We start from the raw sequence: 15,230 nt of genomic DNA, 5'->3' as shown, positions 1-15,230 counted from the left end.
CGCCCCGAACCCCGAAGAGACCCGGTATCGCGCGATGCGATACCGGGTCTCTTCATGTCGTAGCATCGGTCTCGTGCTTTCCCGATACCCGCGGTAGCGTGTATCGCACGTACGACCCCCGAGCGGTGCCGCTCCGGACACCGCCGTCCCGACCATCTGCATCGGATGGAGATGCCATGACCGTGGCCAACGAGGCCCCCTCTCCCACCTCGGCACCCACCCAGGCGGCTACCCAGCGCTCGCGCCGACGCCCCGTGCGCGACGTCGTCTTCGTCGAGGGCGTCCGCAGCCCGTTCGGCAAGGCACGCCCCGACGGGATCTACGCCGAGACCCGCGCGGACGACCTCGCCGTGAAGACGGTCCGCGAGCTGCTGCGCCGCCGCCCCGAGCTGCCCGTGGAGCGGATCGACGAGCTCGCGCTCGCCGCGACGACGCAGACCGGCGACCAGGGCCTCACCCTCGGCCGCAGCGTCGCCGTGCTGGCCGGGCTGCCCAAGTCGGTGCCCGGCTTCGCGATCGACCGCATGTGCGCGGGCGCGATGACCGCGGTCACGACCACCGCGGCGAACGTCGCCGTGGGCGCGCAGGACGTCGTCGTCGCGGGCGGCGTCGAGCACATGGGCCACCACCCCATGGGCGAGGGGTCGGACCCGAACCCGCGGTTCGTCGCCGAGCGCCTCGTCGACTCCTCCGCGCTCGTCATGGGCGCGACGGCCGAGAACCTGCACGACCGGTACCCGCACCTCACCAAGGAGCGTGCCGACGCGTACGCCGTCGCGAGCCAGGCCAAGTACGCCAAGGCCCTCGCGAACGGCGACATCTCCCCCGACCTCGTGCCGGTGGCGACCCGGTCGACCGAGCTCGGGTGGGGTCTGGCCACGGCCGACGAGCTCCCCCGCCCCGGCACCACGGTCGACTCGATCCGCGACCTCAAGACCCCGTTCCGCCCCGGCGGGAAGGTCACCGCGGGCAACGCCTCGCCGCTGACCGACGGCGCGACGGCGTGCCTGCTCGCCGCGGGCGACGTCGCCGACGAGCTCGGGCTCCCGGCGCGCATGCGCCTCGTCGCGTACGCGTACGCGGGCGTCGACCCGGAGGTCATGGGCATCGGGCCGGTCCCCGCGACCGAGCGCGCGCTCGCGTCCGCGGGCCTGACGATCGACGATATCGGCCTGTTCGAGATCAACGAGGCGTTCGCGGTCCAGGTGCTCGCGTTCCTCGACCACTTCGGCATCGCGGACGACGACGAGCGCGTCAACCAGTACGGCGGCGCCATCGCCATGGGCCACCCGCTCGCGTCGTCGGGCGTGCGCCTCATGACGCAGCTCGCGCGCCAGTTCGAGCAGCACCCCGAGGTGCGCTACGGCCTGACGACCATGTGCGTCGGCCTCGGCATGGGCGGGACCGTCATCTGGGAGAACCCGCACCACGCCGACTACTCCGGCCACACCTTCGAGACCGCGGAGAACTGACGATGAGCGCACCGACCGACACCACGCCCACCACCTCCGCGGACGCGACGAAGGACGCCGCGCGCGGGGAGCGCGTCACGCACTCGCTCGTGCGCGACGTCGCGCTCCCCGGCGGGACGGGCACGCTCGCCCTCGTCACGCTCGACAACGGGCTCGACCACACCAAGCCGACGACGCTCGGCCCCGAGGGCCTCGCGGAGCTGCACGCGGCCCTCGAGACGCTGCGGCGCCGGGCCGCGGACGGCGAGATCGTCGCCGTCGCGATCACGGGCAAGCCGTACTTCCTCGCCGCCGGCGCGGACCTCACGCAGGCCGCGGCCGTCCAGGTGCGCGACGACGCGCTCGCCCTCGGGCGCGCCGGCCACGCCGCGTACACGCTGCTCCAGGACATGGGCGTGCCGACGTTCGCGTTCGTCAACGGCGTCGCGCTCGGCGGCGGCCTCGAGGTCGCGCTGAACTGCACGTACCGCACCGTCGCGTCCGACGCCGGCGCGCTCGCACTGCCCGAGGTCGGCCTGGGCCTGGTCCCCGGCTGGGGCGGCGCCTACCTCGTGCCGCGCCTGCTCGGCGTCGAGAAGGCGATGGACGTCATCCTCGCCCGCCCGGCCGTGAACAAGCCGTTCAAGGCGAAGGAGGCGTACGAGATCGGGCTCGTCGACGCGCTCTTCGAGGCGCCCGACTTCCTCGAGTCGTCGCTGCGCTGGGCCGAGGCCGTGCTGCGCGGCGAGATCGTCGTCGAGCGGCGCGAGCTCGACCCGCAGCCCGTGTGGGACGCCGTCGTCGCCGGGACGCGTCAGCGCCTCGACGCCGTGGTCGCGGGCTCGCGCCCCGCCCCGTACCGCGCGCTCGACCTCGTGGCCGCCGCCCGCACCGCGTCGCGCGAGGAGGCGTTCGCCGCCGAGGACGAAGCCCTCGCGGACCTCATCATGAGCGACGAGATGCGCGCGAGCGTCTACGCGTTCCAGCTCGTCTCGAAGGGCAAGCGGCCCCAGGGCGCGCCGGACGCGAAGCTCGCCCGCCCCGTCACCCGCGTGGGGATCGTGGGCGCTGGGCTCATGGCCGCGCAGATCGCGCTGCTGTTCGCGCAGCGCCTCCAGGTGCCGGTCGTCATGCGCGACCTCGACCAGGAGCGCGTCGACAAGGGCCTCGGCTACGTCCGCTCCACCGTCGAGAAGCTCGTACGCTCGGGCCGCATGTCCGCGGACACCGGCGCGCGCATCGTCGGCTCCGTGCACGGCACGACCGAGCTCGGCGACTTCGCGGGCTGCGACGTCGTGATCGAGGCGGTCACGGAGATCCTCGGGCTCAAGAAGAAGGTCTTCGCCGAGCTCGAGGGCGTCCTGTCGCCCGAGGCCGTGCTGCTCACCAACACGTCCGCGCTGTCGATCACCGAGATGGCGGCCGACCTGCAGCACCCCGAGCGCGTCGTCGGGATGCACTTCTTCAACCCCGTCGCCCAGATGCCGCTCGTCGAGATCATCCAGGCGGCGAAGACCGACGACGCCGCCCTCGCGACGGCGTTCGCCATGACGAAGAAGCTCCGCAAGACGGCCGTGCTCGTGGCCGACCGCCCCGGGTTCGTCGTCAACCGCCTGCTCATCCTGCTCATGGGCAAGATCGTCGAGGCGGTCGAGAACGGCACGTCGGTCGAGGTCGCGGACCGCGCCGTCGCGCCGCTCGGCCTGCCGATGCCGCCGTTCGCGCTGTTCGACCTCGTCGGCCCGGCCGTCGGCCTGCACGTCCTCACGTCGCTGCGCGAGGACCTGGGCGACCGGTTCCCCGAGTCCCCCGGCCTGCAGCGCATCGTGGACGAGCAGATCCCCGTCGTCCTCGACGCGCCGAAGGGCCTGCCCAAGCCCGTCGACCCCGCGATCCAGCGGGTCTTCGGCACGGGCGAGGCGGGCGGCGACGGGGCGCTGGACGAGGCCGGCGTCCTCGACTCCGTGCTCACGGCGCTCACGCAGGAGATCGGGCTCATGCTCGACGAAGGCGTGGTCGCGAGCCCGTCGCAGATCGACCTGTGCATGATCCTCGGCGCGGGGTGGGGCTTCCACCTGGGCGGCATCACGCCGTACCTCGACCGCACGGGCTACAGCGAGAAGGTCCTGGGCCGCCGCTTCCTGCCCGACGGCGTCGCGAACGTCCCGGCGACATCGCGCGTCTGACCAAACCCCTCCTCCTCCGCCGAGCAGGTGGTTGTGGCCCGTCCCGAGTACAGGACGAGCCACGACCGCCTGCTCGGCGGCCGTCGGAGGGGGTGAGTCAGTCCTCTCCGTTCATGAGCAGGAGCTCGAACGCCACGGCGTGCTCCACGCCCATCCGCTCGCCCGTCGGGGCGCTCATCGACGCGAGGAACGCCGCCGGGTCGAAGTCCTCCCAGCCGAGGCCGTCGAGGTAGGCGGCGTGCGCGCGCAGGGACGCCACGCCCGCGTCGAAGGTCGCGCTGACGTCCACGCCGTGCCGGGCGTCGGGCGACGCGGCGACCCACACCTGGCGCACGCCGCCCCACGGCTCGGTCCCGTCCGACTCGACCTGCTCGCGGAACACCCACCGGTTCCCCGCGTCGCGCACGGCGTCCACGACGGCCCGCCCCGTCGCGACGTGGTCCGCCTGGTTGAGCATCCCGCCCGGGAACGTCTCGCGGTAGTTCCCGGTGATCACGACGTCGGGCCGGTGGCGCCGGATCGCCCCCGCGATCGCGCGCCGCAGCGGCAGGCCGTACTCGAGGACGCCGTCGGGCAGCCCGAGGAACTCGACCTCGTCGACGCCGACGATCCGTGCCGACTCGACCTCCTCCGCCTCCCGCACGCGGCGCGCCTCGTCCGGGTCCATGCCGTCGATCCCCGCCTCGCCGCTCGTGACCATGCAGTACACGACCCGCTTGCCCTGCGCGGTCCACCGCGCGACGGCGGCGGCCGCGCCGAACTCCATGTCGTCGGGGTGCGCGACGACCGCGAGCGCCGTCGACCAGTCCTCTCGCAGCGGGGTGAGCGGGGGCACGGTGTCGGTCTCGGTCATGGCGCCACGCTATGCCGCGTCCCGGCGCCGAGCGCGACGACGGCGCAGGCCCGGGTCCCGTCAGTGCTCGGCGGGCGCGTCCTCGGTCGCGTGACCGAGCGCCGCGGCGGGAGGGAACCCGTCGGCGGGCGCGTCCTCGGCGGGCGCGTCCTCGACCGACGTCACGGCCGGGTCGACGAACAGGCGGGCGCGCTCGGCGTCGACCACCGCGCGCGCGAGCGACGCCTCGGACACGTCGACCGCGCCCGCGACCTCCTCGGCGAGCGCGCTGCGGCGCGCATAGGCGTCGAACAGCCGGGCCTTGGTGCCGAGAAGGCGCACGAGGTGCTCGTCGACGCTGTCGACGGTGAGCAGGCGGTGCACCTGGACGGTCTCGACCTGCCCCATGCGGTGGGCGCGCGCGACGGCCTGCGCCTCGGTCGTCGGCTTGGTCTGCGGCTCGCACAGGACCACGACGGACGCCGCCTGGAGGTTGAGACCCACTCCCCCGACGTCGATCTGGCTGACGAGCACGCGCGGGTCCTCGGCCGCGGTGAAGTCGTCGACGATCGTCTGGCGCGTGCGGGCGGGCACGGAGCCGGTGAGGGGCGGGAGGGCGAGGTCGTCGAGCGCGCGCACGACCACGTCCACGACGTCCCGGAAATACGAGAACACCACGACCTTGCGCCCGTTCTCGGCCGCCTCGCGCGCGATCTCGACGAGCCGGCGCAGCTTCGCCGAGTCCTCGGGGTGCTCGACGGCGAACGCCGCCCGCCGCATGGACATGAACGACCCCGCCGCGACCGCCTCCCGGTACGCGGCGCCGTCGACCGTGCCGAGCCGCTCCCACTCGTCGACCTGCACGAGCTCGGGCAGCTCCTCGAGCACGTCCTCGGCGTTGCGGCGCAGATAGGCGGGCGCGACGGCGTGCCGGAACGCGTCGGGGCCGGCGGCGCCGTGCGCGGCGTCCAGCCGTGCCGCGAGCTCGGGCTGGAGGTAGCCCAGCAGGGTGCGGAACTCCTCGACCCGGTTCTCCATGGGTGTGCCGGTGAGCAGGAGCACGTGCTCGGTCGTCCGCGCGAGGGCCGCGACGGCCACGGACCGCTTCGCGAGCGGGTTCTTCACGTAGTGCGCCTCGTCCACGACGAGCACCGCCGGCGCCGCCGCGGCGAACGCCTCGGTCCCCGTGCGCCGCAGGCCCGCGAAGGTCACGACGGCGACGCCGCCCGCAGCGCGCCACGCCGCGGCCGCCTCCTCCCGGTCCTCGCCGTGGACGGCGTGCACCGGGAGGCTCGCGTGCGCGCGCAGCTCGCGCACCCAGTTCTCCAGCACGCTCGCCGGGCACACGACGAGCGCGTGGGTCGCGCCGCCGGCGACCAGGTGCGCGACGACGGCGACGGCCTGCACCGTCTTGCCCAGGCCCATCTCGTCGCCCAGGACGACGCGGCGCTGGGCGAGCGCGAAGCGGGCCCCGAACGCCTGGTACCCGCGCAGCGAGACGGTCAGCAGCGACTCGTCGAGCGCCTGCGTCTGCACGCGGTCCACGAGCTCGGTGGGCAGGTGCCCGGCCGCGGCGGCGACGTCGCGGCCCGTGGGGGCGACGCCGTCGAGCAGCGCGTAGTACGCCGCGGACCGCCGCCGGAAGTCCTCCCAGACGTCGTACGGGCGCGCGGGCTCGGCGAGCAGCCCGACGACGCGCCGCGCCTCCTCGGCGAGCCCCGTCGCATGAGCTCGCTCGACGACCGCGGCGAGCACCGTGACCGCCGCGGAGGCCCGACGCCGCCGCTCGCCCCACGCGAGCAGGCGGCGCGCCCCGCTCGCGGCGACCAGCGCGTCGGCGCGCACGCGCTCGTGCTCCGCGAGCGCGGCCCGCACCTGGTCGCCGTAGCGCGCGACGGCGGCGTCGGCCTGGTCGAGCGTGTGCAGCGCCTGGACGAGCGCGGTCGCGACCGGGTCCGTCGGCGTGAGGTCGATCCGGAAGCGCAGGCTCTCGCGCACGGCGCGCGCCACCTGCTCGGCGGCGGCGAGCAGGTGCGTCGCCGTCTGCGGGCCGATCTCGGGGAGCTTCTCCAGCCCGTCGCGCCCGAGCCGCGCGACCTCGCCGACCGTCCGCACGCCCGCGTCCGCGAGCGCCCCGAGCCGCAGGCGCTCGCGCGTGACGTCGCGCAGCGACGCGACGTCGACGGTGTCGAGGCGCGCCAGGACCTTCTCCTCGCGGCTGTCGCCGAACGCGGCGCGCACCTGCTCGCGGGCCGTCCCGGGCGCGGCGGAGAGGGTCGCGAGCAGCGCGGCGAGGGCGTCCGCGTCCGCGACGACCGCCCGAGCGGTGGCGACGTCGGGCAGCGCGCCGCTCGCGGCGGTCACGACTCGCGGCGCACGACGTGCTCCGCGAGCCTCCGCGCCACGGTCTCGACGTCGTCGATCTCGCCGGCTGCGACACCGACGACGAGGGCGTACGCGGTGTCCTGCGGCATGACGAGCCGCACCCCGTTGAGCGCGTAGAAGAGTCTGACTGCGACCCAGCCCAGTCGCTTGTTCCCGTCGATCAGCGCGTGGTTCTTCGTGACGGAGAGAAGCAGCGCCGCTGCCTTCTCGTCGAGGGCGGGGTAGGCCTCGACGCCGTACATCGACGCGGCCGGACGCGCCAGTGCGGACGACAGGAGCCCGAAGTCGCGGACGGCGGGCGGGTGCCCGAGGAACGCCGTGGCGGCGGCGACGAGGTCGTCCTCGTCGAGGTACACGACCACGGCTACTGCGCGAGCCGGTCGAGCAGCTCCTGGTCCTCCGCCACGATGTCGGCGAGCAGCCGGTCACGCATCTCGCGCCGCTTCGCGTCGTACTCCACGACGGCGCGTGCGACGGCTGTGTTCGCGGAGACGCCCTCGCGGCGGGCGATACGCTCCAGCGCCGCCTGCGCGTCGTCGTCGAGCCGCAAGGTCATAGCCACGTGAGCTCCTCTCGTTTGGTACCACCACGGTATCAGTGCTCGGGCGGCACCGTGCAGGGATCAGGCAGGACCGTTCGCGCGCTCGGCGAGCCAGCGCTCCATCCGTGACTGCGCCGCGTCGAGGAACGCCGTCTTGTCGCGCGTGTAGTCGTCGTAGTCGTCGGCGACCGCGTGGCGCGCGGCGAGGTCGCGCTTCGTCGCCTCGTACGCCGCGGCCTCGGCGGGGACGGCGCGCAGCCAGTCGCGGAACGCGACGACGTACGCCGCGAACGGCGAGTCGAGGCGCCGGACGTGCAGGATCACGGGCGGCTCGTCCTCGTCGCCGGGGCGGGTGAGCAGTCGCTTGGCGTAGAGCTCGGGGGCGGGGTCGGCGCCCGGACGCGGGACGTCCCGGTACACGCCGGGCGAGTCCGGGCGCGCGCCGCGCTCGATCGAGAACCCGAGCGGCCCGAGCGCGGCGTCGAGCTCCGCCTCGGAGGGCAGCGGCGCGACGCGCACCTGGAGGTCGATGATCGGCTTCGCCGCGAGCCCGGGGACCGCCGTCGACCCGATGTGCTCGACCACGACCGGGCTCGTGCCGTCGGGGCTCGCGAGGTCGGCGAGCGCGGCGGCGACGCGTTCCGTCCACCGCCTCCCGGCGTCGGTCCATCGGGGGTCGTGGGCGTCGACGGTCGCTGCAGGCACCCGCGCACCCTACGACCTGACCCCGCCCCGGGGAGCGCACACCCGCCGAGACGGGAGAAGTGGCCCCTGGAGCACGGCGGTCCGGGGCCACTTCTCACGTCTCGGCGAGCGGGCGCTCGTCGGCGGGTCGGGTCAGTACGTCGTCAGGCCGTGGGCGCGGAACTGGCCGCGCACGCGCTCGGTGAGCTCGGCCGACGGCGCAGGCGTGTCGTCGAGCTCGTAGGTGCGCCCGAGCGCGTCCCACTTGTCGCGGCCCATCTGGTGGAAGGGCAGCACCTCGACGCGCGTCACCGTGCCGGGGCGGATCGCGTTGAGCGAGGCCGCGTAGCCGGCGACCTTCTCGACGTTGTCCGGGTCGTCGGTGAGGCCCGGGACGAGGACGAAGCGCACCCACACCTCGGGCGCGTGGCCGGTCAGCCCGCGCTCGGCGACCCGCCGCCCGAACCGCAGGGTCGGCTCGAGGTCGCGGCTCGTGACCTTCGTGTAGGTCTCCGGGTCGCCGGACTTCACGTCGAGCAGCACGAGGTCCGTGTCGTCGAGCATCGCGTCGGTCGCGTTCGCCCCGAGGAAGCCCGACGTGTCGAGCGCGGTGTGGACGCCCATCGCCTTCGCGCCGCGCAGGACGCGCGCCGCGAACGCGGGCTGCATGAGCACCTCACCGCCCGAGAGCGTGAGCCCCCCGTGCGTCGCCCGGAACACGGGCAGGTAGCGCCGGACGCGCCCGAGCAGCTCGTCCGCCGTGACGGGCCTGCCGTCCTTCATCGCGAACGTGTCGGGGTTGTGGCAGTACAGGCACCGCAGCGGGCACCCGTTGAGGAACACGGTGAGCCGGGTCCCCGGCCCGTCCACGGCGGTGACGAGCTCCCAGGAGTGGACCGAGCCGAGCTCGCCCGCGCGCATCGCCGCGAGCTTGTCGGCCCGGTCCACGTCCGCGACCGTCAGCCCGTCCAGGCCCGCGCCGGCCCGGCGCGCGTGGCCCACGGGCGTGCCCGACGCCGCGGGCTCGGCCGCGGAGGTCGGGACGCCCGGGACGTCGAGGCGCGTGGCGTCGTCGGGCAGGGTGCCCCCGGCGACGCCGCACCCGCGCGACGGGCGGACGGCGGGGCCGGGAAGGGTGACGGTCATGGCTGGCTCCTCAGGGCTCGTCAGGGCTCGTCAGAGCGCGCCGTGGAAGGTGCGCGAGAGCACGTCCAGCTGCTGCTCGCGCGTGAGGCGGACGAAGTTCACCGCGTACCCGGACACGCGGATCGTCAGCTGCGGGTAGTTCTCCGGGTGGTCCATGGCGTCCAGGAGCGTCTCGCGGTTCAGCACGTTGACGTTCATGTGGTACCCCTCGGACCCGATGTAGGCGTCCAGGAGGCCGGCGAGGTTGGTGACCTGCTCCTCCTTGGTGCGCCCGAGGCCGCTCGGCACGACCGTGTTGGTCAGCGAGATGCCGTCCTGCGCCTCGTCGTACGGCAGCTTGGCCACCGACAGCGCCGAGGCGAGCATGCCGTGCGTGTCGCGCCCGTTCATCGGGTTGGCACCCGGGGCGAACGGCTCGCCGGCGCGGCGGCCGTCCGGCGTGTTGCCCGTCGCCTTCCCGTACACGACGTTCGACGTGATCGTCAGGACCGACTGCGTGGGCACCGCGTCACGGTACGTCGGGTGCGTGCGGACCTTCGCCATGAACCGCTCGACGAGGTCGACGGCGATCGCGTCGGCCCGGTCGTCGTCGTTGCCGAACGTCGGGTACTCGCCCTCGGTGACGTAGTCGACGACGAGGCCGCGCTCGTCGCGGACGACGGAGACCTTCGCGTGCTTGATCGCCGACAGCGAGTCCGCCGCGACGGACAGGCCCGCGATGCCGCACGCCATGGTCCGCAGCACGTCCTTGTCGTGCAGCGCCATCTCGATGCGCTCGTACGCGTACTTGTCGTGCGACCAGTGGATGCAGTTGAGCGCCTCGACGTACGTCGCGGCCAGCCAGTCCATCGTCGAGTCGAACTTCGCCATGACGTCGTCGAAGTCGAGCACGTCGCCCTCGACGGGCGCCGCCACGGGCGAGACCTGCTTGCCGGAGATCTCGTCGCGGCCGCCGTTGATCGCGTAGAGCAGCGTCTTGGCGAGGTTCACGCGAGCGCCGAAGAACTGCATCTGCTTGCCGACCCGCATCGGGGACACGCAGCACGCGATCGCCGCGTCGTCGCCCCAGTGCTGGCGGATGAGCTCGTCCGACTCGTACTGCACGGCCGAGGTGTCGATCGAGACCTGCGCGCAGTAGTCCTTGAAGCCCTGCGGCAGCTCCGGGCTCCAGAAGACGGTCATGTTCGGCTCCGGGGCCGGGCCGAGGTTGTAGAGCGTCTGGAGGAACCGGAACGAGTTCTTCGTGACGAGCGGGCGCCCGTCCTCGCCCATGCCGCCGATCGTCTCGGTGACCCACGTCGGGTCGCCGGAGAACAGGGCGTCGTACTCGGGTGTGCGCAGGAACCGCACGATGCGGAGCTTGATGACGAAGTCGTCGATGATCTCCTGCGCCTCGGACTCCGTGATGCGGCCGGCCTCGAGGTCGCGGTCGATGAACACGTCGAGGAACGTCGACGTGCGGCCGAGCGACATCGCGGCGCCGTTCTGCTCCTTCACCGCGGCGAGGTAGGCGAAGTAGAGCCACTGCACGGCCTCGCGGGCCGTCGTCGCCGGGCCGGAGATGTCGTAGCCGTACGAGGCCGCCATCTCCTTGAGCTCGCCCAGCGCGCGGATCTGCTCCGCGTGCTCCTCGCGCTCGCGCACGACCTTCTCGCTGAAGGGCTGCGTGTCGAGACCGAGCTTGTCGAGCTTCTTCGCGGCGATCAGCGCGTCGACGCCGTAGAGCGCGACGCGGCGGTAGTCGCCGATGATCCGGCCGCGGCCGTAGGCGTCGGGCAGGCCCGTGATGATGTGCGAGCTGCGGGCCGCGCGCACGTTCGGCGGGTAGACGTCGAACACGCCCTGGTTGTGCGTCTTGCGGTACTCGGTGAAGACCTTCCGCAGGGTCTCGTCGACCTCGTAGCCGTACGTCTCCAGCGCGCCCTCGACCATGCGCCAGCCGCCGTTCGGCATGATCGCGCGCTTGAGCGGGGCGTCGGTCTGCAGACCGACGATCACCTCGTGCGCCTTGTCGATGTAGCCCGGCGCGTGCGCCGTGATGCCGGCGGGCGTGCGGGTGTCCACGTCGTAGATCCCCATCTCCCGCTCCTCCGGGAACATGGCGGACAGCGTGCTCCAGATGCCCGTCGTGCGTTCCGTGGGGCCGGCGAGGAACGACGCGTCGCCCGTGTACGGGCGGTAGTTGCGCTGGATGAAGTCGCGCACGTCGACCGTGTCGCGCCACGGGCCGTCGGTGAAGCCCTCCCACGCAGGGACGTGCGCGGTGTCGCGCTGCGGGTCGACGGCGCCCGCCCCCGTCGCGCGGCCGCCGCTCGTCGTGCCGGTTGCCTCGGAAACGCTGGTCATCTGGACCTCCCTCGTGCCTGACGCGCGGGTCCGCGCGCCGGCCGGACCCGCCGGCCTCGCGAGGTCCCGGGTGGGGCCCTCGGCCGAGGTTCCGACGGGCTCCTTCGCCACCTCCAGGCTAGGTTCCCGGAGGCCGCCGCGGAGGCGTTCGGGACCGCCTGGGGACCTAGGTCCCGAGGCGGGCGGGACCCGGCAGGAACGGCAGGATTCCGCGGTTTCTCGTCCCCGTAACACCCCTGCCGAGGAGGTCTTGTGATGACCTTCACAAGCCCTCGGGCCCTCCCCCTGGGGACCCCGCGCCGCCGTCGTGACGCACGACACGGGCGCGCGTCACACGCTCGCCGGACGTGCCGCGCGCATCCGTGTGAGACTGCCCGGGTGAAACGCACCGTAGGGGTCGAGGAAGAGTTCCTGCTCGTCGGCGACGACGGGCAGCCCGTCGCCCGCGCGGCCGAGGCCCTCGAGGCCTCCGGCACCGACGACAAGGGCGGAGGCACCGGCTCGCTGGAGTCGGAGTTCATGGAGGAGCAGCTCGAGACCGCGACGCACCCGCGCCGCGAGATCGACGAGCTCGCGACCGAGATCCGCGAGGGCCGGCGTCGCGCCCAGGAGGCCGCGGACCGCGTCGGGGCACGGGTCGCCGCGCTCTCGACGTCTCCCCTGCCGTTCGAGGGCACGACCGTGTCGCGCCTGCGCTACCTCGAGGCGCGCGCCGCGTTCGGCCTCACCGCGCGCGAGCAGCTCACGAGCGGCTGCCACGTGCACGTCGCCGTCGCGGACGACACCGAGGGCGTCGCGGTGCTCGACCGCATCGGGCCGTGGCTCGCGACGCTCCTCGCGCTGAGCACGAACTCGCCCTTCTGGCAGGGCCAGGACAGCGGGTACGCGAGCTTCCGGTCGCAGGTCTGGTCGCGCTGGCCCACCTCGGGCCCGACGCGCGCGTTCGGCTCGCCCGAGGCGTACCGCGCGGCGGTCGACGGCCTCGTCGCGACCGGCACGATCCTCGACGAGAACATGGTCTACTTCGACGCCCGCCTGTCGTCGCGCTACCCCACGGTCGAGATCCGCGTCGCGGACGTGTGCCTCGACCCGGACACCGCGACGCTGCTCGCGGCGCTCGCCCGCGGTCTCGTCGAGACGGCGGCCCGCGAGTCCGCCGACGGCGCGCCCGCGCCCGAGCTGCGGCCCGAGATCCTGCGCACCGCGTCCTGGCGCGCCGGCCGCTCGGGCCTCGAGGAGGACCTCGTCTCGCCCCTCACCTGGCGCCCGGCCCCCGCGCACGACGTCGTGGGCCAGCTCGTCGCGCACGTGCGCGACGCGCTCGTCGACGCCGGAGACCTGGACGCGGTGACCGAGCTGCTCGGGCGCCTGTGGTCCGGGGGCAACGGTGCCGCCCGGCAGCGCGCGTGGCACGCGGCGTCCGGCGGCGACCTGCGCGCCGTCGTCGAGCACGCGGTCGAGGTCACCCACTCCTGACCGACGCGACGGCCCGCGGCGCACCTGCGCCGCGGGCCGTCCTCGTGTCTGGGGCCGCATACCCGGGGCCGGGTGCGCGGCAGGGGTCGTCAGCCGCGTGCGAGCGCCGCGAGCGCGTCCAGCACGTCGCGCGCGACGTCCGCCCCGGTGAGGCGGTACGCGGACACGACCTGGTCGCGCGTGGCGTGGTCGAGGAACTGCGCCGGGAGACCGATCGGGTGCACGGGCGTGCGCACGCCCGACTCCAGCGCCCGCTGGGCCAGCAGCGCACCGACCCCGCCGTCCACGACGCCGTCCTCCACCGTCACCACGAGGTCGTGCTCCCCGGCGAGCTTGACGAGCGCGCTCGGCAGCGGGAGCACCCACGTGGGCGACGCGACCGTGACGTCGACGCCGTGCGCGGTGAGCGACTCCCCGGCGTCGAGCGCGACGCGGGCCATCGAGCCCAGGCCGACGAGCAGGACGCGGCGCGGACCACCCGGCGCCGCGGCGGGGGCGGCCTCGTCGCCCGCGTCCGCGGGCACCGCGAGCAGGTCCACGCCGTCGACGGACTCGACGGCGGGCAGCGCGTCCGAGAGCGCGCCCTTCGGGTACCGCACGACCGTCGGGGCGTCGTCGACGTCCACGGCCTCGCGCAGCGCGGTCCGCAGGGTCTCCTCGTCGCGCGGCGCGGCCAGGCGCAGGCCCGGCACGATGCGCAGCATCGCCATGTCCCACATGCCGTTGTGGCTCGCGCCGTCGTCGCCCGTGATGCCCGCGCGGTCGAGCACGAACGTCACGCCGGCCTTGTGCAGCGCGACGTCCATGAGCACCTGGTCGAACGCGCGGTTGAGGAACGTCGCGTACACCGCGACCACCGGGTGCAGCCCGGCGAACGCCATGCCGGCCGCCGATGTCGCGGCGTGCTGCTCCGCGATCCCGACGTCGAACGTGCGCTCGGGGAACGCCTGCGAGAACGGCTTGAGACCGACCGGCTCGAGCATCGCCGCGGTGATCGCGACGACGTCGGACCGCCGGCGCCCGATCTGGACGATCTCGTCGGCGAAGACGCTCGTCCAGCCGAAGCGCGACGGCGCGACCGGGAGCCCGGTCTCCGGGTGGATCTTGCCCACGGCGTGGAAGCGGTCGGCGACGTCCTGCTCGGCGGGCGTGTAGCCGCGGCCCTTCTCGGTGAGCGCGTGCACGATCACGGGCGCGCCGTACGCCTTCGCGCGGCGCAGCGCGTGCTCCATGGCCTCGACGTCGTGGCCGTCGACCGGCCCGACGTACTTGATGCCGAGGTCCTCGAACATGCCCTGGGGCGCGACGACGTCCTTGAGGCCCTTCTTCAGGCCGTGCAGCCACTCGTAGGCGAACCGCCCGGGCGCGCCGGACCGGTTGAGGGTGCGCTTGCCCCACTGCAGGAAGCTCTCGTAGCCGTGCGTGGTGCGCAGCGTCGACAGGTGGTGCGCGAGGCCGCCGATCGTGGGCGAGTACGAGCGCCCGTTGTCGTTGACGACGACCACGAGCCGCCGGTCCTGGCTCTCCGCGATGTTGTTGAGCGCCTCCCAGGCCATGCCGCCGGTGAGCGCGCCGTCGCCGATGACCGCCACGACGTGCCGGTCGGTGAGACCGCGCACGACGTTCGCCTTGGCGATGCCGTCGCCCCACGAGAGCGCGGTGGACGCGTGCGAGTTCTCGACGACGTCGTGCTCGGACTCGGCGCGCGACGGGTACCCGGACAGCCCGCCCTGCTTGCGCAGCGCGGAGAAGTCCTGGCGCCCCGTGAGGAGCTTGTGCACGTAGGACTGGTGGCCCGTGTCGAACACGAAGGTGTCCGTGGGCGAGGAGAACACGCGGTGCATCGCGATGGTCAGCTCCACGACCCCGAGGTTCGGGCCGAGGTGGCCGCCCGTGCGGGAGACGGAGTCGACGAGGAACGCCCGGATCTCCGCGGCGAGCTCGCGCGCCTGCCCCGGGGTCAGCCGTTGCACGTCCTCGGGCGAGGTGATCGTGCCAAGCAGGCTCATGCAGATGCTCCGTTCCGTTCCCGTGCGACCAGCCCGACAACTCTAGGCCGTCCGGGCCGATGACCTGCGCCGCGGTGCGCCGGGCGACGGGACCTTCACGTCATTGACGCACACTCGCGCCGCGGACGCACGGACGCGACGTTCGTGGAATTCTCCTTCCGCAGTGCGGACAAC

11 protein-coding genes are annotated in these 15,230 nt (G+C 73.8%); 3 read left to right on the top strand and 8 right to left on the bottom strand.

Annotation, left to right across the window (positions count from 1 at the left end; genetic code table 11):
- The first annotated feature begins 176 nt into the window (after positions 1-176).
- Both GWJ10_RS12350 and GWJ10_RS12345 read left to right on the top strand, forming a co-directional pair.
- Complete coding sequence (locus GWJ10_RS12350) at positions 177-1,472, top strand: thiolase family protein (protein ID WP_051028501.1); 1,296 nt, start codon at positions 177-179, stop codon at positions 1,470-1,472.
- 2 nt (positions 1,473-1,474) lie between these two features.
- Positions 1,475-3,637, top strand: coding sequence for a 3-hydroxyacyl-CoA dehydrogenase NAD-binding domain-containing protein (locus GWJ10_RS12345; protein WP_163187779.1), 2,163 nt, complete (start codon positions 1,475-1,477; stop codon positions 3,635-3,637).
- 97 nt (positions 3,638-3,734) lie between these two features.
- Here the strand turns inward: GWJ10_RS12345 and GWJ10_RS12340 are convergent, their stop codons facing one another.
- From GWJ10_RS12340 to pflB, 7 genes are all read right to left on the bottom strand, one after another.
- Positions 3,735-4,490: a PIG-L deacetylase family protein gene (locus GWJ10_RS12340; RefSeq protein ID WP_163187777.1), complete on the bottom strand. Its 756-nt coding sequence runs from the start codon at positions 4,488-4,490 to the stop codon at positions 3,735-3,737.
- 60 nt (positions 4,491-4,550) lie between these two features.
- Positions 4,551-6,833 (bottom strand): DEAD/DEAH box helicase, encoded by a 2,283-nt coding sequence (locus GWJ10_RS12335; protein WP_163187775.1) that lies wholly within the window; start codon positions 6,831-6,833, stop codon positions 4,551-4,553.
- Entirely contained in the window at positions 6,830-7,216 is a 387-nt protein-coding gene (locus GWJ10_RS12330; RefSeq protein ID WP_061268196.1) for a type II toxin-antitoxin system death-on-curing family toxin, read from the bottom strand. Before GWJ10_RS12330 ends, GWJ10_RS12335 begins: the two co-directional genes overlap by 4 nt.
- Before the next feature lie 2 nt (positions 7,217-7,218).
- Complete coding sequence (locus GWJ10_RS12325) at positions 7,219-7,416, bottom strand: CopG family transcriptional regulator (RefSeq protein WP_108047630.1); 198 nt, start codon at positions 7,414-7,416, stop codon at positions 7,219-7,221.
- Between the two features lie 60 nt (positions 7,417-7,476).
- Positions 7,477-8,100 (bottom strand): GrpB family protein, encoded by a 624-nt coding sequence (locus GWJ10_RS12320; RefSeq protein ID WP_163187773.1) that lies wholly within the window; start codon positions 8,098-8,100, stop codon positions 7,477-7,479.
- A 132-nt stretch (positions 8,101-8,232) separates the two neighbouring features.
- Entirely contained in the window at positions 8,233-9,225 is a 993-nt protein-coding gene (gene pflA / locus GWJ10_RS12315; protein ID WP_163187771.1) for a pyruvate formate-lyase-activating protein, read from the bottom strand.
- Positions 9,226-9,255: 30 nt separating this feature from the next.
- Positions 9,256-11,571 (bottom strand): formate C-acetyltransferase, encoded by a 2,316-nt coding sequence (pflB, locus tag GWJ10_RS12310; RefSeq protein ID WP_163187769.1) that lies wholly within the window; start codon positions 11,569-11,571, stop codon positions 9,256-9,258.
- A 378-nt stretch (positions 11,572-11,949) separates the two neighbouring features.
- Between pflB and GWJ10_RS12305 the strand changes: the two genes are divergently transcribed.
- Positions 11,950-13,047 carry a glutamate--cysteine ligase gene (locus GWJ10_RS12305; protein ID WP_228485322.1) on the top strand — a complete coding sequence of 366 codons (1,098 nt, stop codon included), beginning with the start codon at positions 11,950-11,952 and terminating at the stop codon, positions 13,045-13,047.
- A gap of 89 nt (positions 13,048-13,136) precedes the next feature.
- Here the strand turns inward: GWJ10_RS12305 and dxs are convergent, their stop codons facing one another.
- Positions 13,137-15,056: a 1-deoxy-D-xylulose-5-phosphate synthase gene (gene dxs / locus GWJ10_RS12300; protein WP_163187765.1), complete on the bottom strand. Its 1,920-nt coding sequence runs from the start codon at positions 15,054-15,056 to the stop codon at positions 13,137-13,139.
- Between the last annotated feature and the right edge of the window lie 174 nt (positions 15,057-15,230).

The organism is Cellulosimicrobium sp. SL-1 (genome assembly GCF_011033075.1).
Taxonomy (GTDB): Bacteria; Actinomycetota; Actinomycetes; order Actinomycetales; family Cellulomonadaceae; genus Cellulosimicrobium; species Cellulosimicrobium funkei.
This window is presented reverse-complemented; position numbering and strand designations above follow the sequence as displayed.

Coding starts and splice junctions, on each gene's coding strand:
- pflA (WP_163187771.1), bottom strand. CDS start 9,225: ATGACCGTCACCCTTCCCGGCCCCGCCGTCCGCCCGTCGCGCGGGTGC.
- GWJ10_RS12345 (WP_163187779.1), top strand. CDS start 1,475: ATGAGCGCACCGACCGACACCACGCCCACCACCTCCGCGGACGCGACG.
- pflB (WP_163187769.1), bottom strand. CDS start 11,571: ATGACCAGCGTTTCCGAGGCAACCGGCACGACGAGCGGCGGCCGCGCG.
- GWJ10_RS12350 (WP_051028501.1), top strand. CDS start 177: ATGACCGTGGCCAACGAGGCCCCCTCTCCCACCTCGGCACCCACCCAG.
- dxs (WP_163187765.1), bottom strand. CDS start 15,056: ATGAGCCTGCTTGGCACGATCACCTCGCCCGAGGACGTGCAACGGCTG.
- GWJ10_RS12340 (WP_163187777.1), bottom strand. CDS start 4,490: ATGACCGAGACCGACACCGTGCCCCCGCTCACCCCGCTGCGAGAGGAC.